Raw genomic sequence first — 19705 nt, forward strand, 5'->3', positions numbered from 1 at the left:
CCTCTAAGGCCCTGATCATTGACTATCAGTTTAAATCAATTTCTGCCGAAATCAAGGGCTCATTCGTCGATTGTCGCAGATCCGAGCCCGTCCAGAAGCGTCTCGAGGAGCCGAGGCGCCCGCTCCAGAGAGAAGGAGAGCTCGAGGCGTTCCGTCGTCTTGTGGGCGTCTTTGCCCGAGGGGCCGAAATTGACGATGGGCATGTCCAGGGAGGCCAGGGCCGCCAGGGGAAGGTCGTAGACCCGTCCCCAGCCGGGCGTGTTGGCGGCGAGGGCCTCCAGGGCGGCCGCGTCGCCGTCGAAACCGAAATAGCTCAGGTCGCAGATGCCCGAAAAGTACTCGACGAGGCGGATCTCTTCTCCGAATTCCTTCCGGGCCCGCTCCCGAACCTTCCGGGCGGCCGAGAGGAGACGGCGTTCCTTCGCCGTCGATCTTCCGTTGCCCCGATGAGGGTAGTAGCAGGGAAGGAAGCCGACGACGACGAGGGGGCCCGGAAGCCCCGAGGCATCGAGAAGGGCTTCGGCCAGGGCGATCGACGCCTCCCTCTCGTCTCCGCCCGAGGGCAGCGAGGCGAGCCGCTCTTCCAGGATCGATCGGGCGGCGTCGAAGCCGAGCTTCCCGATCAGATCGGCCACGGTGAGAACGTCGGGGCTCCAGTCGGGAGCCGGCCAGGTCTCCCCCCGGAGGGCGAAGAAGGCCCGGGCCGAGGCCGAGTGACGGTCCAGGGCCGTAGAGAGGGCGCGGCGGGCCGAGGCGACCATGAGGTCCAGCACTTCCCGGGGCGTCCGGGTCACGGTGAGGACGTTGTAATAGGCCAGGGCCCGCTCGGAGACGGTCACCGAATAGGTCCTGCGGAGATCGCGCTCCATGAGGCAGACGGGAGGGGTGAAACGCTCGCCTCGGGCCCCGTCGGCCAGGTCGACGTTGCCCTCCAGCTCCAGATTGAGGCAGGAGGCGATGAGGTCGGCGCTGATCCCGTCGTAGCAGGTGCCGACGTGGGCGGCCTTCCCGGCGCAGAGGAAGAAGGGCATGATCTTGCCCACCGTGCCCAGGAAGAGGTTGCGGCTGGGCCTCTCGCCCCCGCCCAGGTCCGAGGGCTCCGTGTCGACGGCGGCGACGAAATCGAGGCCCTCCTCCTGGAGACGGGCCAGGTGGGCGATGGCCCCCCTCATGCCCGCCGAGCCGTTCTCCTCGTCGAAGACGGCCAGGAAGGCGACGTTGACGGGAAAACGCCCCCTGTCGGCGGCGGCCTCGGCCAGAAGGCCCATTTCGAGGGCCAGGCCGCACTTCATGTCCATCGTCCCCCGGCCGAAGAGGTAGTCGCCCGAGTCGAGATCGGCCCGCACGGAAGGAGCCAGCTCCCGGCCGGCCAGGGCCCGCGTGAGCCCTTCGGCGTCGAAGGCCCGATCCCTCAGGGGACCGTAGGCGTCGACGTCGACGACATCCATGTGGCCCATGAGGAGGACCGTGCGCGCCGTCGGCGGCTCGGCCCGAACCAGGGCCCAGACGTTGGATCGGCCCAGGGCGTCGCCCTCGACGGGAAGAAGGCGGAGATCCTCTCGATGGCCTGCGAAATAGGGCAGCTCGGCGAGGCGGTCGAAGACGAGGCGGGCCGCCGCCTTTTCGCCCTCCGTCGCGGAGACGCTGGGGACGGCGACGAGGTCGAGGAGCAGAGGGTAGAGATTTTTTCTTTCGTTCGAGAGCATGACGGACACCTCCGGAGGATGATCTTTGGCCGAAGTCGCGCTAGAATGTTAGCTTCCATTATCTGCCTTGCGGGGACGATTTTGAAGGGAGGCTCCATCATGGACGAACAGGGAACCAGGGCCGTCATCACCGTCGTGGGTCAGGACCGGGTCGGGATCATCGCCGGAATCACGGCCGTTCTGGCCGAGAGGGGCGTCAACATCCTCGACATCAGCCAGACCATCGTCAGCGGTTTTTTCAGCATGATCACCGTGGCCGACATCTCGGGCTGCGCCGTCGGCTTCTCCGAGCTGAAAGAGACGCTCCGGTCCAGAGGGCTTGAGCTGGGCGTCCAGGTGACAATCCAGCACGAGGACGTCTTTCGCTACATGCACCGCATTTAAGGGGGACTGTCCATGTCCATTCAGTTTCAGCCGTCGGAGATCCTCGAGACGATCCGCATGGTGGCCGACGAGAAGTTCGACATCAGGACGATCACCCTGGGGATCTCCCTCCTCGACTGCGCCCACGAGGAGATGGGGCCCTTGTGCGAGCGCGTCTACGAGAAGGTGGTCCGCTCGGCGGAGAATCTCGTCGCCACCGGCGAGGCTCTGGAAGAGGCCTACGGCATTCCCATCGTCAACAAGCGCATCTCCGTCACCCCCATGGCCCTCGTGACGGCGCCCTGTCGGGGAGGCAACCCGGCCGAGGCGGCACGGGCCCTCGACAGGGCCGCTGCGGCCGTCGGCGTCAACTTCATCGGCGGCTTTTCGGCCCTCGTCCAGAAGGGGATGACCGACTCGGACCGGCGCCTCATCGAATCGATCCCCGAGGCCCTGGCGACGACGGAGCGGGTCTGCTCCTCCGTCAACGTGGGCTCCACCAAGGCAGGGATCAACATGGACGCCGTGGCCCTCATGGGGAGGATCATCAAGGAAACGGCCCATCGCACCGCCGACCGGGACGGTCTGGGCTGCGCCAAACTCGTCGTCTTCTGCAACGCCCCCGAGGACAATCCCTTCATGGCCGGCGCCTTCCACGGCACGGGGGAACCGGAGCGCGTCATCAACGTGGGCATCAGCGGCCCCGGCGTCATCCTCAACACGGTGCGCCGCAACCCCGAGATCCGCCTGGGCCTGCTGGCCGACCAGATCAAGCGGACGACTTTCAAGATCACCCGCATGGGCGAGCTCGTCGGACGGGAGGCGGCGCGGCGTCTGCACGTCCCCTTCGGCATCGTCGATCTCTCCCTGGCCCCCACTCCGGCCTGGGGCGACTCGGTGGCCGAGATCCTCGAGGCCATGGGCCTCGATCGGTGCGGCACCCACGGCACGACGGCCGCCCTGGCCCTCCTCAACGACGCCGTCAAGAAGGGCGGCGCCATGGCCACCTCCTACGTGGGAGGCCTGACGGGAGCCTTCATCCCCGTCAGCGAAGACGCCGGCATGATCCGCGCCGTCGAAGAGGGGACTCTCTGTCTCGACAAGCTCGAGGCCATGACCTGCGTCTGCTCCGTGGGACTCGACATGATCGCCGTCCCCGGCGACACGCCGACCTCGACGCTGAGCGCCATCATCGCCGACGAGGCGGCCATCGGCATGATCAACCGCAAGACGACGGCGGTGCGCGTCATTCCCGCCCCGGGGCGGAAAGTGGGCGACCGCGTCGTCTTCGGCGGCCTTCTGGGAAGCGCCCCCGTCATGGCCGTCCACCACGAGAGCTCCGAGGCCTTCATCGCCCGGGGAGGCCGCATCCCCGCGCCGATCCAGTCGATGACGAACTGATCGGCCCTCTTTTGCGTCGGCCCCCTTCGGGGGGCCTTTTTCATGGCCGGGATCTGGCGTATCCCTTGGATACGAGGTATACTATCGAAAAATCGAGGGAGGCAGAGCATGACGACGGTTCCCTACGAGACATCGGCTCAGATCGTCTACCGTCAGATCCTCGAAAGCATCCTGACCGGCGAGCTGGCCCCCGGCGACCGCCTGGCCGAATCGGCCCTGGCCGACCGATGGGGGGTGAGCCGAACGCCCGTCCGGGAGGCCCTCCGCCGGATGGCCCAGGAAGGCTTCGTCCTTTTCGTGCCCGGCCTGGGAGCGCGCCTTGCCGATCCCGACCCCGACGAGGTCGTCGACGCCTTCGACATCAGGACGCGCCTGGAGTGTCTGGCCCTGGAGATGGCCCTTCCCCGTCTCACCGGCGGCGATCTCTGGCGCCTCGACGAGTGCCTCGAAGGCGACCGCGACGCGACGGCCTTCCCCGGACCGGACGTCCGGTTCCACCTGGAGCTTGTCCGCTGCAGCGGGAGCTCCACTCTCACGGGGATCCTCCGGGGGCTTCTGCCCCGCATCTACGTCTTCCGCACCTTCTACGTCGACAGCCGCTCGGCCTGGTCCGAGATCGTCGGCGAACACGGAGAGCTCGTCGAGGCCCTTCGGAGGGGAGAGGGAGAGAGGGCCTGCCTCCTCCTGCGCCGCCACCTCGAGTTCAGCCTCGACGAGACGCGCGAGGGGCTGCAGCGGAGAGGCCGCCGCCCGCTCCTGGATCGCTCGAAACCTCGAAGTCCGGCGCCCTGAAGCTGCCGGGCTCCCTTTTCGGAGAAAGCGGCGGAGCCTGGTCGGTGAGACCGAAAGGGAGGCTTTGAAGCCGAAGAACGTCTCGGGGACGCCCTGAAAGGGGCGGGATCAACGGACAGGCCAGGTCCGACAGGGCACCCGAGGCCGAAGGAAGTCCCTCTCACGGAGGACAGGAGCCGCGTCCCCTGCGGAAAGGGGGCGGGCACCGAGATCGTCTTCATCATATCTTCATCACCCGAGGAGGCCCTGCGAACATGGACAAAAAGAGCTCCACCTTCAGCCGCGCCGACGTGAACCGTTTCCTCATTCCCTCTCTCCTGGGAGCCGTCGCCTTTCTCCTGCCCATCCCCGTGAAGGGGACGCTCAACACGCCCCTGGGGCTCGCCATCGACTGGGGCAAGGCCGTTCTGAAGGGTCAGCTTCCCTTCATGGCCATGGTCCTCGTCTGCATCGGGGCGGCCGTCACGGTCTGGGCGAGCCTGGCCCGGCCCAAGGCGATCACGGAGAGGCCCTTTCTCCGCGATCTTTTCATCGTCACCCCCTTCTGGAACCTCTCCCGCCTGGCCGGCGCCCTTCTCTACATCGTGATCTACTACAAGATGGGCCCCGAGGTCATCTGGAACATGGACAACGGCGGGACGCCGGCCATGATCCTGGCTCCGGCCCTGCTCATCGTCTTCATCGTCCTCGCCGGAGCCGTGCCCCTTCTGACCGATTTCGGCCTCATGGAATACGTCGGCACCATGGCCCGCCCCGTCATGAAACCCCTCTTCACCCTGCCCGGAAGGGCCGCCGTCGACTGCCTGGCCTCCTGGGTGGGGTCGAGCTCCGTCGGCGTCGTCATCACCACCAAGGTCCACGACGAGGGCTACTACTCGGACCGGGAGGCAGCCATCATCTCGACGACCTTCTCCGTCATCAGCGTGGCCTACATCTACGTCATGGCCGATTTCGTCGGCCTTCCCCACAAGTACTTCCAGATCCTCCTTTCCGTCTACGCCGTCACCTTCCTCCTGGCCCTCGTCATGCCCCGGCTCTGGCCGCTGAAGACCATCCCCGACACCTATTCGGGACGGGCCGGCCGACAGGCCCAGGAAGACCTTCCCGAGGGATACAGCCTCTCCGAGTGGGCCCTCAAGACGGCCGTCGAGAAGGCCCGCAGGGAGGGGCTGAGCACGGTCCTCGCGACGTGCGTCAAGACCTTCGTCTCCCTCGTCGTGAGCACCATGCCTCTCGTCGTCTCCTGGGGAACGGTGGTCCTCCTCGTCGCCAACAACACGCCCCTCTTCCAGTGGATCTCGGCTCCCTTCGCCTGGATGCTGGCTTTGGTCCACATTCCCGAGGCGGCCCAGGTCGCCCCGGCCTTCGTCCTCTCCTACGCCGACCAGTTCCTCGCCGCCGTCGTCGGATCGGCGCGGGAGGCCGAGGCGGCCAAGTTCATGTGCGCCGGCATTTCGGCGACGGGCCTGATCTACATGACCGAGGTGGGCGTCCTGATCCTCAACTCCTCCATCCCCCTCGGCATCGGCAAACTGACTTTCATCTACTTCGTCCGGGCCATCCTCTCCGTCTTCCTTCTGGCCCCCTTCGCCCTCTGGCTCTGCTGACCGAAGAGGCCGCCCCGACGAGGGCGGCCTGAAGGAAGGGACTCGAACATGAAGAAGACCTTCGAAATCCCCTGGGGAAGATCGACCCTGCCGTGGCAGACGTCTCTTTCCCTCGTCCACCCTTCGGCCGATCCCGACAAGTCTCCGGCCCGATCTCCCTCGGCGGCTCTCGACGAGCCGCTGGGCTCCCCTCCTTTGGAAGAGCTCGCCGAGGGGGCTCGGAGGGTCGCCGTCGTCCTGCCCGACGCGACAAGGGCCTGGCAGGAGATCCCCCTCATGGTCGAAGCCGTCGCGAAGCGGCTCCGAAGGGCCCGATGCGGCAAGATCGAGTGGATCCTGGGACTGGGCCAGCACCGCCCCTCGACGGAGGAGGAAATGGCCCATATCGTGGGGCCTTTCGCCGGGCCCGATGACGCCGTCTTCTGTCACGACGCGTCGGCGACGGACGATCTGGGCAGGCGGACCTCGCGGGGAACGGTCCTCTCCGTCCAGCCCGAGGTGGCCGACGCCGATCTCGTCGTCTTCGTCGGCGGCATCTGCTACCACGATCTGGCCGGCTTTTCCGGGGGACGCAAGGCCCTCCTGCCCGGAGTCAGCGCCAGGACGAGCATCCAGGCCAACCACCGTCTGGGGATGACCGACAGGGGGTTCAACCCCTGCGTCGCCTCGGGCGTCCTCGAGGGCAATCCCGTCCACGAGGACATGGCCGAATATCTCGATCTCTTTCTCCAGGGAAGGAGGGCCTTTCTCCTCAACGTCGTCCCCGACGGGAAGGGCAGGCCCTACGACTACGTGGCCGGCGACCCCGTCCGGGCCTGGCGGAAGGGCGTGGAACGGGCCGTCGAGCTCCAGACCCTCTGGACGGAGAGGGAGTGCGATGCCGCCGTCGTCTCCTCCGGCGGCTACCCCTACGACATCGATCTCTACCAGGCCACGAAGGCCCTGGCCTCCGTCTACGGAGCCCTCTGTCCCCGGGGAGGGATCGTCCTCGTCGCCGACCTCGAAGAGGGAATGGGGACGGACGTCTTCGACAGGACGATGCGGCTGGCCCTCGTCGATTTCGAGGGGGCCATGGAGGCCCTTCGGCACGATTTCACCATACCGGCCTACATCGCCGTCAAGATCGCCTGGGAGCTCTCGACCCGTCCCGCCGCCCTGGTCACCTCGGCGGGAGACCGCGTCGCCTTTCCGGGCCTCGTCACGGACGACATGGAGGCGGCCCTGGCCCACGCGACGAGAGGGGTCGCGCCGGGCGCGACCCTCTTCGTCCCCTCGGGGAACACCGTCCTCGTCCGGAAGAGGCAGGCCCCGCAGCAGTCCAGATAGGGCGGATAAAAGCCTTTGCGAGGACCGGGACGGAAGGGGCGGAAGGGACTACTCTCTGTGGGGAAGCCGGAAGGCTTCCCCACTCGCCCTTCCGGCCCCGGCCGGGAGAAACCAAGGAGGAATGACCGTGAAAGGCTACCCGATTCCCCTCGTCCCCGGCCCCGTCTCCGTACCCGAGGCGATCCGCGCCGCCTACGGAATCGATTTCGGCAGCTCCGACATGGAAGGCGATTTCTTCGATCTCTACGGCGACGTCGAAGGGAAGCTCCAGGATCTGCTCGACACGAAAAACGACGTCGTCATCCAGTCCGGCGAAGGGATGCTGGCCCTCTGGGGCGCCCTGAAAAGCGCCCTGGCGCCGAGAAGCCGCGTCCTGGCCGTCGCCGCCGGCGTCTTCGGCTACGGATTCGCCGAAATGGCCCGAAGCCTGGGACACGACGTGGCGATCGTCGGCTTCGAGTACGACGAGATCCCCGACGTGGAACGCGTCGTCGAACGGATCGAGGCCTACCGTCCCGATCTGGTGACGGCCGTCCACTGCGAGACGCCCAGCGGAACCCTGGCCCGCCTCGACGGGATCGGGCACGCCGCCCGCGAGGCGGGAGCCCTCTTCTGCGTCGATTTCGTCTCCAGCGGAGGCGGAGTCCCCCTCTCCGTCGACGGCGAGGCCATCGACCTGGGGCTGCTGGGAAGCCAGAAGGTCCTGAGCCTGCCGCCCGATCTGGCCGTGACGACGGTGAGCGATCGGGCCTGGGAGGCCATCGGGAGGGTGGGCTACGTCGGCTACGACGCCCTGGCCCCCTGGAAGGAGGTCCCCGCCTGCCGTCTGCTCCCCTACACCCACAACTGGCAGGCGCTGGAGGCCCTCCGCCTCTCGCTGGAGGCCCTCGCGGCCGAGGGGAAGGAAGCCGTCTTCGAGCGCCACCGCTCCGTCGCCGCCCGCTGCCGGGAGGGCCTCCGGGCCCTGGGCGTCGAGCTCCATCCCCGTGAGGAGGCTTTCTGCTCGCCGACGGTGACGGCCGCCAGGGTGCCCCAGGGCTGGAGCTGGAGCGACCTCGACGGGGCCCTCAGAGAAGAGGGGCTCGTCTGCGGAGGCAGCTACGGCCCCCTGGAGGGAAAGGTCTTCCGCCTGGGCCATATGGGGAGCCAGGCACGGCCGGAGCTCGTCGACAAAGCCCTCGAGGTCCTGGGAAAACGGCTTCGTCGCCTCTGAAGGGGCTCGATTCTACCTTCCGCCCGGAGAGGGAAGGCACTCCCAGCCGGGGAGAGATCCGTGGCTGAGGCGCCCTCCCACGAAGGTGAGGCGGGGACGGACCTCTTTCAGCGCCTCCTCGGGAGCGCGGTGAATGTCCCTGTCGAGAAGGACCAGATCGGCAGCCATGCCGGGCCGCAGGGAACCCAGACGATGGTGGAGGCCGACAGCCCTGGCCGGGTTGACGGTGAAAAGCTCCAGGGCCTCGTCGAGGTCGAGTTTCTGCTCGGGCAGCCATCCACCCCGGGGAAGGCCTTCGTCGTCGACGCGGGCGACGGCGGCCCAGATCCCCCTCCAGGGGTTCGTCGGCTCGACGGGAGCATCGCTGGAGCCCGTCAGGAGAAGCCCCCGACGGAGAAGGGACTTCCAGCCGTAGGCCCAGGGGAGACGGCTCTCGCCGATGCGGGAGGCCGTGATGGCCAGGTCGCTGGGGACGAAGACGGGCTGGACATCGCAGACGACGTCGAGACGCCGCAGACGCTCCCTCTGGTCCTCCCTGCAGATCTGAACGTGAACGAGCCTGTGGCGAAGGCCGCCGGGAAGGGCTCCCTCGGGACCCAGTGCCTCGAGAGCGGAGAGGAACTGATCGATGGCGGCGTCGCCGATGGCGTGAACCTGGGCCTGAAGCCCCGCCGCGGAGGCCTCTCCCAGTGCCGCGCGAAAGGCCTCGTCGTCCCAGTTGAGACGGCCTCGGGCGGCTTTGTCGTCTTCGTACGGGAAGGTCATGGCCGCCGTGCGGGCCCCCAGCGAACCGTCGAGGAAAAACTTTCGCCCTCCGTAACGGAGCCATTCGTCGCCGTCGCCGCTTTTCGACCATCCCCTGGGGGGCTCGTCGCTGTAGTAGCAGATTCGCAGGGGGAGGGCCCGACGGCTCCGGAGGAGCCGGTAGGCCTCGAGATTCTCCTCCAGGCCGTAGGAGGCGGCGTTGCAGCTGTGGACGGAGGTGATCCCCTCGGCGGCCAGGGCCGCCATCGTCTCGCCGATCGCCTTCGCCTCGGCCTTTCCCCCCGGATTCGCCCGCTTCATGGCCTCCACGACGGGGCGGGCCTGATCTTCGAGCAGCAGGCCGTCGTCGAATCGCCCCGGGGCCCCGAGGCCGCCCTCCTCGAGGGCCCTGCCGTTGGCGACGTGGATATGAGCACAGACGCGAAGGAGAAGAACGGGGTTGGGCAGACGAAGGGCATCCAGCTCTTCCCTCGTCGGCAAACGGCTGTCGGGCCACCGGGCGTTGTCGAAACGGACGCCGTAGATCCACTCTCCGGGACCGATCTCCCGGGCCCTCTCCCTCACTTTTTCGAGAAGGGATTCCCTGGAGGGAGCTTCGAAAAGGGAGAGGGCCCGTCTCTGCCGGGAAAGAGCCGTCAGGTGGAGATGGGCGTCCGTCAATCCCGGAAGGAGGGTGGCACCTCCCCCGTCGACCCACAGGGCCCGTCGTGACGCGGCGTGACGCCGCACCTCCTCCAGGCTGCCGACGGCGGCTACCGTTCCCTCTTCGATGAGGATGGCCTCTCCCCGGGGTCGAGCTCGATCGCCCGTCCAGAGGGCGACAGGAGCTATGACAAGACTCGATCGTTCCATGAAGCACCTCCTCGGCAAGACTTGTACGCGCTCCTCATTCTAACCCCACGAGACCGACAGGAAGTGAAATGCATGGAATGTTGCCCTCCAAGCGCTCCCGCCCCCCTTTGCACACACTTCGGATTGACAAATCACGCATTTTAGGTAAAGTGTCACTATATTCACCTTTTAGAACATCGTGAAATCGCCTTAACGACACCCCTCCGACGCTGACGGAACTGACACCGAACTCCCACGACGCCTTTCGGGCCTCTCTTCCCTTCCTTTTTTTCGATGACCCTCCCGACGCTCTCAGCAAAAGACAAGGGGCAGAACCGTCGAATCGGCAACAGGCCGTGACGGTCCCGTTGCGTTTTCCCCTCTATTCCCGGCGACGTTCGTCGCTTCAAAGGAGGCTGCAATCATGATCGATTTTCGCGCCATCCCCCTCTGGAAGGATGTCACCGACACCCAGTGGAACGACTGGCACTGGCAGGTGGCCAACAGAATCACCACCGTCGACGCCCTCCGTCAGGTCATCGATATCGACGACGACGAGGCCGATCAGATCGAGAGAAGTCTGTCCCATCTCCGCATGGCCATCACGCCCTACTACGCCTCTCTCATGGACCGGGAGGATCGGACCTGCCCCATCCGGAGACAGGCCGTGCCGACCCTCCACGAGATCGAACGGGGCAAGGCCGATCTCCACGATCCCCTTCACGAAGACATCGACTCCCCCGTTCCCGGCCTGACGCACCGCTACCCCGACCGAGGGCTGCTCCTCATCACCGACCAGTGCAGCATGTACTGCCGCCACTGCACGCGGCGACGCAAGGCCGGAGAGACCGATCGGGCCTACGGCCAGGCCCAGATTCAGAAGGGAATCGACTACATCCGCGAGACGCCTTCCTTCCGCGACGTCCTCCTCTCCGGCGGCGACCCCCTGACGGTGGACGAGGACTTCCTCGAGTGGGTCATCGCCGAGCTGAAGGCCATTCCTCACGTCGATTTCGTCCGCCTCGGATCGAGGACACCCGTCGTCTGCCCTCAACGGATCACCGACAGTCTCTGCGCCATGTTGCGCAAATACCACCCCATCTGGCTCAACACCCATTTCAACCATCCCAAGGAGATCACGGAGGAATCGTCGCGGGCCTGCGCCCGTCTGGCCGACGCGGGAATCCCTCTCGGGAACCAGTCCGTCCTTCTCCGAGGCATCAACGATTGCCCCTATCTGATCCGGGAACTCAACCAACAGCTCCTCAAGATCCGCGTCAACCCCTACTACATCTACCAGTGCGATCTTTCCGAGGGGATCGAGCACTTCCGGACGAGCATCGGCAAGGGGATCGAGATCATCGAGTATCTCCGGGGCCACACGACGGGAATGGCCCAGCCCCTTTTCATCGTCGACGCCCCGGGCGGCGGCGGCAAGATCCCCGTCGGCCCCAATTACGTGGTGAGCCGATCGGACCGCAAGGTCATCCTCCGCAACTACGAGGGCGTCCTGACGGTCTACACCGAGCCGGACGATGACAGAAGCCACCCGGAAGAGCTCTATCGCTGGGAGGAGTACACGAGGCGCCAGCGTTCTCTCTCCCGCGAGGGGTTGATCAAGCTCTTCGAGGGCGACGCGATCTCCCTGGAACCGGCCGACCTGGACCGCCGCAGACGGGGGGCAAAAAGCGGGAGAGCCCTGTGATGGCGACGTTCGACTCGGAAGAGGCCCGAGAGCTGCTGACCTCTCTGGTCCGGATCCCGAGTCCCTATTTCGAGGAAGAGGAGATCATGCGTTTCGCCCTCGACTGGCTTCGTCGCGGCGACGTCCCCGCCTGGCCGCACCGCTTCCACGAGGAGAAACTGTTCGACTACCGTGGCGTCAACGTCGTCGGCATCGTCGAAGGGACCGTTCCCGGGCCGACGATCATCCTCAACGGCCATCTGGACACGGTAAAACTCTGCGCGGGATGGACGAGAGATCCCTTCGGCGCCGCCGTCGAGGGCGACAGGCTTTACGGCCTCGGCGCCTGCGACATGAAGGGCGGCGTCGTCGCCATCATGATGGCCCTCCGGGAGTTCTGCCGCAGGGAGAAGGCCTTCGCCGGCAAGATCCTCTACAGCTTCGTCTGCGATGAAGAAGGGCCTTTCGGCCTGGGGACGGATGCCCTCATCCTCGACGGCTTCCTCGACGGAAACGCCGACGTGGCCGTCATCACCGAACCGAGCAGCGCCTTCGCCTGCAGCGACTTTCCCTGCCTCTGCCTCGGAGCCCGAGGGGGGTGGAATTATTCCGTCGACGTCAGGGGCAAGTCGGCCCACGGCGCCCAGCCGGAGTTGGGAATCAACGCCGTCAGCGAAGCGGCGAAAATCTTGCTGGAACTGGAGAGAACCCCTCTGCCCTCGCACGAAAAGTTGGGACCGGCGGCACTCTGCTGCATCGATTTCCACGGCGGAGGAGCGGCCCTATCCGTGCCTGACGAGGCCCATTTCAGCGTCTTCCGCCACGTCGTCGTCGGCGAGACGAAGGATTCGATCCGCCGTGAGGCGGAGGCCGCCATCGGGCGCGCGGCCATAAGAGGCCTGGCGACGATCCGTTTCAGGGATGCGCCCCACGAGGCCTGCGACGGCTTCCCCGCCTACGTTCTCGACGAAAGGCATGCCATGGTCGGCGAAATGATCGCCGCCACCGAGGCCGTGACGGGGAGGAGACCGTCGATCAACTACTTCTCCAGCGTCGGCGATTTCTGCTACACCGGAGGCCGCCTCAAGGTCCCCACCCTCGTCATCGGACCCAAAGGTGATAATTTTCACGGAGCCGACGAATATGTGGAACTGAAGAGCGTCGTCTCCTGTGCGGAGATTCTTCTCCACTTCCTCCGACGCCTGACGACGGCACCGTGAGACGATTCCCGTCAAGGAAGGGGTCCTCTGTCCACAGGGTCGGGCAGAGGACCGGGAAAGGAGGAATGAGCCGGGAAAGACTTCGTCGGAGACCTGAAAAAGGATCGACAGAAAAAAGGAGGCGAAACAGACATGCAACTTCACGCTCTGGACATGGTCGTCGTCGCTCTTTATTTCATATCGCTCATCTCCATCGGCTACTTCATCATGAAACAGGCCCAGAAGGGGAAGGAAAACGAGTCCTTCCTGGCCGCCGACAGGAACATGGGCCTGATCCGAACGGCAGGATCGGCGGCGGCGACGGACCTCGGCGGCGGCTTCAGCATCGCCATGGGCGGCCTGGGCTTCAGCATCGGGATATCGGGTTCCTGGCTCATCGGCGTCTCGGGCCTCAGCGCCGTCCTTGCGGCCCTGTTGATGGCGCCCAAGATCAAGCGCTGGTCCGACAAGGTCAAGGGGCTGACGACAGGCGACCTCTTCGAATCCCGATTCGACAAGAAGACGGGGCTCGTGGCGGCCCTTCTCATCGGCCTCGCCTGGTGGACGTTCGTCGGCGGCCAGGTCATCGCCGGGGCCAAGCTCGTGGCGGGGACGATCGGCCTGGACGTGACGACGACGATCATCATCGCCGGCATCATCATTCTGGCCTATACGGCCATGGGCGGTCTCAAGGCCGTCATGACCCTCGACGTATACCAGCTCGTCGTCCTCTTCGTCGGCGTCGTTTTCGTCCTCGTCCCCATGGGACTGAAACACGTCGGCGGCTACGGATCCCTCATGGAACAGCTCGCCGCCAACCCCGAGACGGTCACGTTGACCCGTTGGGGAGCCGTCGACATGAAGACGGCCGTGGGGTGGTTCCTCTCCATCTTCCCCGTCTGGTTCATCTCCATCGCAACCTTCCAGCGCGTCATCGCCGCCAAGGACGAGAACACGGCCAAATGGGGCATCTTCCTGACCGGATTCCCCATCGAGTGGCCCCTTTTCGCCATCGGCATGACTCTCGTCGGCCTTCTGGCCCATCTCGTCGCCCCCGGTCTCTCCGACCCCGAGCTGGCGACGCCGACGATGATCGTCACCATTCTCCCCATCGGGCTCTCGGGCCTCGTCGTGGCGGCCTACATGGCCGCCGTCCTCTCGACGGCCGACTCCTGCCTCATGGGCTCCGTCGCCATCTTCACCAACGACATCTATCGCAAGCTCCTCAATCCCGAAGCCTCGGACAAACAGCTCATGAAGGTCAACCGCCTGGCCGTCGTCATCATGGGAGCCTTCGCCATCGGGCTGGCCTACAAAATCCCCCGCGTCATCGACCTCGTCATGTACGCCTACACCTTCGGAGCCGCGGGGCTCTTCTTCCCCATGCTGGCCCTCCTCTTCTGGCCGCGGGCCACGGCGACGGGGGCCTTCTGGAGCATCCTCCTCGGCGGCGGCTCGGCCCTCATCTGGTCCCTCATGGGCGACCCCGGCGGCTTTTCCGGCTCCTACATCGGATGGGCCGTCTCCTTCGTCGCCATCGTGGCCATCTCCCTCGCCACAGGGCACAGCCCCGAAGAGAATCTCGCCCTTTTCGGCGCCGAAAGCTGAACGCGGAAGAAAAAGAGGAGAGGACAGGGAACTCCGCCTCTTTCCTTCGGAGGCCTCCCCGAAGCCTCGGCCTTCCGCAAATCGAGAGGGGCTCTTCCGCAAACGGAAGAGCCCCTCTCGACGGAAGGTGGAGAAAAAACGTTACTCGAGGTCGGCCCAGGCCCGCTCCCCGTCGAAGTGCAGCGTGATGCGGCCGTACTTCAGCAGATTGATGTCCTCGAAGGTGAGGGAGTCCTCGTTCTCGTCGGTGACCATGATGTCCCAGTGCGACCGGGACTTGTCGAAACCGGAGAAGTTGATCTCGATGGAGTCGCCGTCGGAGAGGACGGAGCCCTCGATCATGTTCTCCTCCCAATCCTCGCTGCTGGAGAGGGAAATGTAGAGGCCGTGAATGTCGGAACCCGTCCTGTTGACGATAACGCAATCCTGAGCTCCGGCATGGGCCATCGGGCCCCCCAGGAACACACAAAGAACCAACGCGGCGACGGCAGCTCCGAAACGACCGATAAAACGCCTCATCACACATCTCTCCTCCCGGCTTGTGCGCCCGAAAAGGGCGATGGATCCCGCATAAGGCGACATGGGAAATCGCTTCCGGCGATAACGCTTTCGCGCCACAGGCTCCGGCGACGCCTTCTCCGTCGTCGAGAGGGCTCGCCCTCCCGACGGACGGCGCTTTCTTCAGCGCCGGGCCAGCACTTCGATCTCGACGAGCCCCCCGGCGGGAAGGGCCGCCACCTGAACGCAGGAGCGGGCCGGGAAGGGCTCGGCGAAGAAGGAACCGTAGACGGCGTTGACGACGGCGAAGTCCTTCATGTCGGCCAGGAAGATCGTCGTCTTGACCACGTTCTCCAGAGTCAGCCCCGCCGCGTCGAGGACGTTGCCGATGTTCTCCAGGGCCTGACGGGCCTGGGCCTCGACGCCGTCGACGAGCTTGCCCGCCGCGGGATCGATGCCGAGCTGGCCCGAGAGGAAGACCGTGTCGCCTCCGTCGATGGCCGGGGAGTAGGGGCCGAGAGCCTTCGGTGCCTTGTCGGTGTGGATTGCCTTCTTCACTGTCAGATCACTCCTTGAACGAGATTAGAGATCGAGGCCCACCAGGGCCGCCAGAGGTTTGAGGAGGCCGACGCTCTCGAGCCAGATGATGCCGATGGCCCAGGGGGAGACGTAACGGACGGTCCAGAACCAGAAGGGCACGTAGGCGCTGCGGATGGTGCCGCCGTTGGAAAGCTCCTCCATGGCTCCCTTTTTCCAGACCCAGCCGACGAGAAGGGCGCACATGAGGGCCGAAAGGGAAAGGGCGATGTTGGAGACGAAGTAATCGTAGCAGTCGAAGAAGGTTTTGCCCAGGAAGGTCACCTCTTTCCAGACCCCGAAGCTGAGGGAGGCCGGAACGGCGATGACGAAGCAGACGGAGCCGTAGGCCGTCGCCACCTTCTTGCGGTCCGCGGAGAACCGCTCCGAGAAGAAGGAGACGGCCACCTCCATCATGTTGATCGACGACGTGAGGGCGGCGATGACGAGAAGGATGAAGAAGGCCCCGGCGAAGAGGGTGCCGGCCGGCATGGCGCCGAAGACGGCCGGGAGGGTGATGAAGACCAGCCCCGGACCGGCGGCGGGCTCCATGGAGAAGGCGAAGACGGCGGGGAAGATGACCAGTCCGGCCATGCAGGCGATGGCCGTGTCGCAGAGGGCGACCCAGAAGGCCGACTGGATCAGATTCTCCTCCCTGTCGAGATAGCTGGCGTAGGTGGTCATGCTCGAAATGCCGACGCTGAGGGAGAAGAAGCTCTGGGCCAGGGCCGCCACGACGACGCCCAGGGTGATCTTGGAGAAGTCGGGCCGGAGAAACCACCGAAGGCCCTCGCGGGCTCCGGGAAGGGTGACGGAACGGAGGACGAGGGCGACGAGGAGAACGAAGAGAACGGGCATGAGGATCTTGCTGTAGCGCTCGATGCCCGCGGCGACGCCTTGGGCGATGATGAAGGCCGTGGCTCCCATGAAGAGGAAGAGGTAGGCGATTGGGGCGCCGACGCCGCCGATGAAGCTCCCGAAGAAGGCCCCGGCCCCGTCGGGCGTGATGCCGCCGAAACGGCCAAGACAGGCCTGGAGGGCATAGCGGATCGTCCAGCCTCCGACGACGGAGTAGAAGGCCAGGAGGAGGAAGGAGGTGAGAACGCCGAGGTAACCGACCCAGGCGAAGCGGGCGGAGAGCTTGCGGTAGCACTCGACGGCGTTGGAGCGGCCGTGGCGCCCGATGACGAACTCGACGAGGAGAAGGGCCGTGGCGACGAAGATGACGAAGAAGAGATAGACGAAGACGAAGGCGCCGCCGCCGTTCACCCCCGCCATGTAGGGAAAACGCCAGATGTTGCCGAGCCCGATGGCGGAACCGGCCGAGGCCAGGATAAAACCGACGCGCGAGGTGAACCGGTCGCGCTGAGGCGTCCTTGTGTCATCCTGCAGGGACATCGCGAGTTCTCCTTTCAAGCGGGAAGAAGAGGCAGATGACCGGGCCAGGTCTTGCGGACCTCGGGCCCGGAAAACTCCATCTCGGCTGCTCTCGGCTCGGTTGGAGACCTCTGTCTGACTCGTCTCGGCTGGCGGGGAGGAAGCTGTCGGGCTAGGTCACGCCATCACCTCCGGGGCGTTGCGACGAGTAATCGCGGCCATTGTACCACCAAAGCGACGAAATTCACATAAAGGCCCTCGCGGCCGAAACGAAGCCGGGCGCAGGCCAGGCGGGACTCGAGAACGTGCCTATCGTCGGCAAAAACAGATCATCTCTTCAATAGAGAAATATTTCTTCTTATGAATTTATTTCCTGGATCATTGCCACATTTCTTGCATATTATATAATACGGCGAATTTATGAATCCGCAGGACTCACATGAATAATCTTCCTTCATCTTCTCCAGCCATTGTGTAACCCCTTTTTCTTTTCTGAATCGCGCTGATTCGAACAATTCAGCACGATGAGGCATTTGTCCTTGAAATTCCCTGAGTTCATCACATGGAAAATCATGACATTCCTCACAGTTATCTATTTCTTTATTCTGAGCACACTCTCTGTATCTGCAACTTCTACAATGCAGACTCAAAATCTTTGATCGACATCCCTCGCAGGGGATGTCCTCCTTCTTTGTTTTCATTTTTTGGGCAATTCTTTCAAGTTCTTTGTCATCCTTGTTTTGAGTCGCTATATACACACCGCAGGACTCGCAAAAAAGGCCACAATACGCCACCGAATCTTTCATTTCGCTTTCTCCTTTACTCACCGGAGATGCTGCATAGCTTCTTCGTAACGCCTTTATGACGCCGAATCGCGCCGCAAACGCCCTCCAGAGGTGGATCCCCCCGTCAAAACCCGAGGACCCCGAAGGCCATCGGAGCCAGACCGCCATCGGTCCCTCCCGGTTCGAGAAGCGAGCCTCTCTCGGCGTGCTGCAGGCCATGTCGTCCGCCACAAGAAGCGGCCCACCCGCCTGAGGGACAGCACCGCCATCGGGAACGGCGACGCCTCACCGCGCCATCAGGGCGAACACGCCCCAACCCAGGTATTCGCGCGTGTAGGCGGCGTAGCGCTCCGGTTCCGACGTCAGCCTGGCCCGAACCTCTTGCGCGAAATCGTCGTCGGCGTTGGCCTCGAGCCACCGGCGCATGGTGAGCCACTTGGCCGCCTCGTATCGGTCCCAGCCCTCCTGGTCGGCCAGGACCATTTCGACGACGTCGTAGCCGAGGCGGCCGAAAGACGCGAGGAGTTCCGGAAGGCCGAGAAAGTCGGAGACCGATCGGGCAAGACAGCCCTTGGCAACCTCTTCCGTCGGCGGCATCCGGCGCCAGTAGGGCTCGCCGATGAGGATGATCCCTCCGAAGGCCAGGCTCCGGGCCAGAAGCTCCACCGTGCCGGCGACGCCCCCGCCGATCCACGTGGCGCCGACGCAGGCCGCCACGCCGACCTTCTCGTCCGAGACATAGCCGGCGGCGTCGCCGTGGATGAACGTGACCTGGTCGGCGACGCCGAGTTCCTCGGCACGGCGTTTCGCCTGCTCGGTGAAGAGGGGGCTCATGTCGACGCCGGTGCCGGTGATGCCGTGATCGCGCGCCCAGGTGCAGAGCATCTCCCCCGAACCGCTGCCGAGATCGAGGACGCTCGTCCCCCGCTCCAGACGCAGCGCCGCGCCGAGAGTGGCGAACTTTTCGGGCGTGAAGGGGTTGTGGATGCGGTGACCGCTCTCCGTGACGGTGAAGATCCGTGGAATATCCAATGCAGAAAATCCCCTTTCGGACGTGAACAGATTCGGTCGGGGCCCGACCGGAGGACAGGGCCTTCCCGGCTTTTCCGCGGCCATGCCCGCCCCGCCGGAACCCGGTCCAGCGACAGGGCCCGCTCGGAAGCGCCGACCGGCCGCCGCGTTCCGAGTCACGGCGGCCCCGGAAGACGGGACGACCGCCTTCAAGGGCAGCTTGGCTCGTGATTCCGTTTGCGGGGGAACTATAGAGGCACGAAAATAAAAAAAGCTGTCGAAAAAAACTGCGACGGCTACGACAAGAAAGGATTCACCGACACCTCCTCTTTAGAGGAGAACCTGGCCTACGTGTCATTGAGACCAATGCCCAACCTGTTCCATTACAGGCCGTGCATGACGTTTCATCGCCGATAACCTTGGTTTTAGCTCGTCCAGTCCCTCGGCAGGATGCACACTTTCGTGCCGGTTGGGCGACCAACACGCTGCCTTGCCCATTACAGGAAGTGCAAGACGTTTCATCGCCAAGAACCTTGGTTTTGACTCGTCCAGTCCCTCGGCAGAATGCGCAGGTTTCAGGTCTAGTCGCCATACTCTAGCCTCCTCTTTGATCGAATAAATTTTCACCCACTTTCTTCCCTATCCCATAAATAAACCGTTTCTGCAAGCCCGAAAGCCTCACGCGGACCTGCGGATACAAACCTGGGCTCCCTGCAAGACAGGACGATGCCAGCGAGCTTGCGGAAAGAAGACATCAAAGCCATGGGGTTCCACCTCAAGGACTATAAAGGCTTCATCCTCGTCCTCAGAGGAACGTAGTACAAGCGGAGCGGCCTTGTCAAGCGTTGATTTCATTTTTCCTACATACGCATGAAACAGTCTCTTCCGGCCCTTCCCGAGCCTCTCGGCCCGATCGAGGCGTTTGCCCGGGACGCGGGCCGGCCGTTCGGCGGCACCGGAGGA

At 64.7% G+C, this 19705-nt stretch carries 16 protein-coding genes; 9 read left to right on the forward strand and 7 right to left on the reverse strand.

All coding sequences use genetic code 11. The features are described from left to right. Positions 1 to 59: 59 nt before the first annotated feature. Positions 60 to 1706: a M20/M25/M40 family metallo-hydrolase gene (locus KAR29_RS11715; protein WP_274373167.1), complete on the reverse strand. Its 1647-nt coding sequence runs from the start codon at positions 1704 to 1706 to the stop codon at positions 60 to 62. A gap of 99 nt (positions 1707 to 1805) precedes the next feature. Between KAR29_RS11715 and KAR29_RS11720 the strand changes: the two genes are divergently transcribed. The 6 genes from KAR29_RS11720 (at position 1806) to KAR29_RS11745 (ending at position 8408) form a co-directional block, all read left to right on the forward strand. Beyond that, entirely contained in the window at positions 1806 to 2090 is a 285-nt protein-coding gene (locus KAR29_RS11720) for an ACT domain-containing protein (protein WP_274373168.1), read from the forward strand. Positions 2091 to 2102: 12 nt separating this feature from the next. Continuing rightward, on the forward strand, positions 2103 to 3470 hold the full coding sequence (locus KAR29_RS11725) for a PFL family protein (RefSeq protein ID WP_274373169.1): 1368 nt from the start codon (positions 2103 to 2105) through the stop codon (positions 3468 to 3470). Positions 3471 to 3578: 108 nt separating this feature from the next. Further along, positions 3579 to 4262 carry a GntR family transcriptional regulator gene (locus tag KAR29_RS11730; RefSeq protein WP_274373170.1) on the forward strand — a complete coding sequence of 228 codons (684 nt, stop codon included), beginning with the start codon at positions 3579 to 3581 and terminating at the stop codon, positions 4260 to 4262. 254 nt (positions 4263 to 4516) lie between these two features. Continuing rightward, on the forward strand, positions 4517 to 5869 hold the full coding sequence (locus KAR29_RS11735; RefSeq protein WP_274373171.1) for a YjiH family protein: 1353 nt from the start codon (positions 4517 to 4519) through the stop codon (positions 5867 to 5869). 48 nt (positions 5870 to 5917) lie between these two features. Next, positions 5918 to 7195 (forward strand): lactate racemase domain-containing protein, encoded by a 1278-nt coding sequence (locus tag KAR29_RS11740; protein WP_274373172.1) that lies wholly within the window; start codon positions 5918 to 5920, stop codon positions 7193 to 7195. Positions 7196 to 7316: 121 nt separating this feature from the next. Further along, positions 7317 to 8408 (forward strand): pyridoxal-phosphate-dependent aminotransferase family protein, encoded by a 1092-nt coding sequence (locus tag KAR29_RS11745; protein ID WP_311135590.1) that lies wholly within the window; start codon positions 7317 to 7319, stop codon positions 8406 to 8408. A gap of 12 nt (positions 8409 to 8420) precedes the next feature. Here KAR29_RS11745 and KAR29_RS11750 read toward each other — a convergent pair whose 3' ends face one another. Next, on the reverse strand, positions 8421 to 10025 hold the full coding sequence (locus tag KAR29_RS11750) for an amidohydrolase (protein WP_274373174.1): 1605 nt from the start codon (positions 10023 to 10025) through the stop codon (positions 8421 to 8423). 403 nt (positions 10026 to 10428) lie between these two features. Between KAR29_RS11750 and kamA the strand changes: the two genes are divergently transcribed. The 3 genes from kamA to KAR29_RS11765 all read left to right on the forward strand — a co-directional run bounded on the left by kamA (position 10429) and on the right by KAR29_RS11765 (position 14495). Further along, positions 10429 to 11709 carry a lysine 2,3-aminomutase gene (kamA, locus tag KAR29_RS11755; protein WP_274373175.1) on the forward strand — a complete coding sequence of 427 codons (1281 nt, stop codon included), beginning with the start codon at positions 10429 to 10431 and terminating at the stop codon, positions 11707 to 11709. Next, on the forward strand, positions 11709 to 12908 hold the full coding sequence (locus KAR29_RS11760) for a M20 family metallopeptidase (RefSeq protein ID WP_274373176.1): 1200 nt from the start codon (positions 11709 to 11711) through the stop codon (positions 12906 to 12908). The genes kamA and KAR29_RS11760 overlap by 1 nt, the downstream gene beginning before the upstream one ends. Before the next feature lie 132 nt (positions 12909 to 13040). Beyond that, positions 13041 to 14495 carry a sodium:solute symporter family protein gene (locus tag KAR29_RS11765; RefSeq protein WP_274373177.1) on the forward strand — a complete coding sequence of 485 codons (1455 nt, stop codon included), beginning with the start codon at positions 13041 to 13043 and terminating at the stop codon, positions 14493 to 14495. A gap of 141 nt (positions 14496 to 14636) precedes the next feature. On the opposite strand, the gene KAR29_RS11770 is transcribed toward KAR29_RS11765, so the two are convergent. From KAR29_RS11770 to KAR29_RS11790, 5 genes are all read right to left on the reverse strand, one after another. Continuing rightward, on the reverse strand, positions 14637 to 15014 hold the full coding sequence (locus KAR29_RS11770; protein ID WP_274373178.1) for a hypothetical protein: 378 nt from the start codon (positions 15012 to 15014) through the stop codon (positions 14637 to 14639). 162 nt (positions 15015 to 15176) lie between these two features. Beyond that, on the reverse strand, positions 15177 to 15551 hold the full coding sequence (locus KAR29_RS11775; RefSeq protein ID WP_274373179.1) for a RidA family protein: 375 nt from the start codon (positions 15549 to 15551) through the stop codon (positions 15177 to 15179). Between the two features lie 24 nt (positions 15552 to 15575). Then, complete coding sequence (locus tag KAR29_RS11780) at positions 15576 to 16967, reverse strand: sodium-dependent transporter (protein WP_274373180.1); 1392 nt, start codon at positions 16965 to 16967, stop codon at positions 15576 to 15578. A 308-nt stretch (positions 16968 to 17275) separates the two neighbouring features. After that, positions 17276 to 17899: a DUF3795 domain-containing protein gene (locus KAR29_RS11785; protein ID WP_274373181.1), complete on the reverse strand. Its 624-nt coding sequence runs from the start codon at positions 17897 to 17899 to the stop codon at positions 17276 to 17278. Between the two features lie 117 nt (positions 17900 to 18016). Further along, complete coding sequence (locus KAR29_RS11790; protein WP_274373182.1) at positions 18017 to 18763, reverse strand: SAM-dependent methyltransferase; 747 nt, start codon at positions 18761 to 18763, stop codon at positions 18017 to 18019. Between the last annotated feature and the right edge of the window lie 942 nt (positions 18764 to 19705).

It is taken from the genome of Aminithiophilus ramosus, from assembly GCF_018069705.1.
In the GTDB taxonomy this organism is placed as follows: domain Bacteria; phylum Synergistota; class Synergistia; order Synergistales; family Aminithiophilaceae; genus Aminithiophilus; species Aminithiophilus ramosus.

Bases quoted from the DNA above. Each gene is read 5' to 3' on its own strand.
- KAR29_RS11715 (WP_274373167.1), bottom strand. From the start codon at position 1,706: ATGCTCTCGAACGAAAGAAAAAATCTCTACCCTCTGCTCCTCGACCTC.
- KAR29_RS11720 (WP_274373168.1), top strand. From the start codon at position 1,806: ATGGACGAACAGGGAACCAGGGCCGTCATCACCGTCGTGGGTCAGGAC.
- KAR29_RS11725 (WP_274373169.1), top strand. From the start codon at position 2,103: ATGTCCATTCAGTTTCAGCCGTCGGAGATCCTCGAGACGATCCGCATG.
- KAR29_RS11730 (WP_274373170.1), top strand. From the start codon at position 3,579: ATGACGACGGTTCCCTACGAGACATCGGCTCAGATCGTCTACCGTCAG.
- KAR29_RS11735 (WP_274373171.1), top strand. From the start codon at position 4,517: ATGGACAAAAAGAGCTCCACCTTCAGCCGCGCCGACGTGAACCGTTTC.
- KAR29_RS11740 (WP_274373172.1), top strand. From the start codon at position 5,918: ATGAAGAAGACCTTCGAAATCCCCTGGGGAAGATCGACCCTGCCGTGG.
- KAR29_RS11745 (WP_311135590.1), top strand. From the start codon at position 7,317: ATGACCGTGAAAGGCTACCCGATTCCCCTCGTCCCCGGCCCCGTCTCC.
- KAR29_RS11750 (WP_274373174.1), bottom strand. From the start codon at position 10,025: ATGGAACGATCGAGTCTTGTCATAGCTCCTGTCGCCCTCTGGACGGGC.
- kamA (WP_274373175.1), top strand. From the start codon at position 10,429: ATGATCGATTTTCGCGCCATCCCCCTCTGGAAGGATGTCACCGACACC.
- KAR29_RS11760 (WP_274373176.1), top strand. From the start codon at position 11,709: ATGGCGACGTTCGACTCGGAAGAGGCCCGAGAGCTGCTGACCTCTCTG.
- KAR29_RS11765 (WP_274373177.1), top strand. From the start codon at position 13,041: ATGCAACTTCACGCTCTGGACATGGTCGTCGTCGCTCTTTATTTCATA.
- KAR29_RS11770 (WP_274373178.1), bottom strand. From the start codon at position 15,014: ATGAGGCGTTTTATCGGTCGTTTCGGAGCTGCCGTCGCCGCGTTGGTT.
- KAR29_RS11780 (WP_274373180.1), bottom strand. From the start codon at position 16,967: ATGTCCCTGCAGGATGACACAAGGACGCCTCAGCGCGACCGGTTCACC.
- KAR29_RS11785 (WP_274373181.1), bottom strand. From the start codon at position 17,899: ATGGCGGTCTGGCTCCGATGGCCTTCGGGGTCCTCGGGTTTTGACGGG.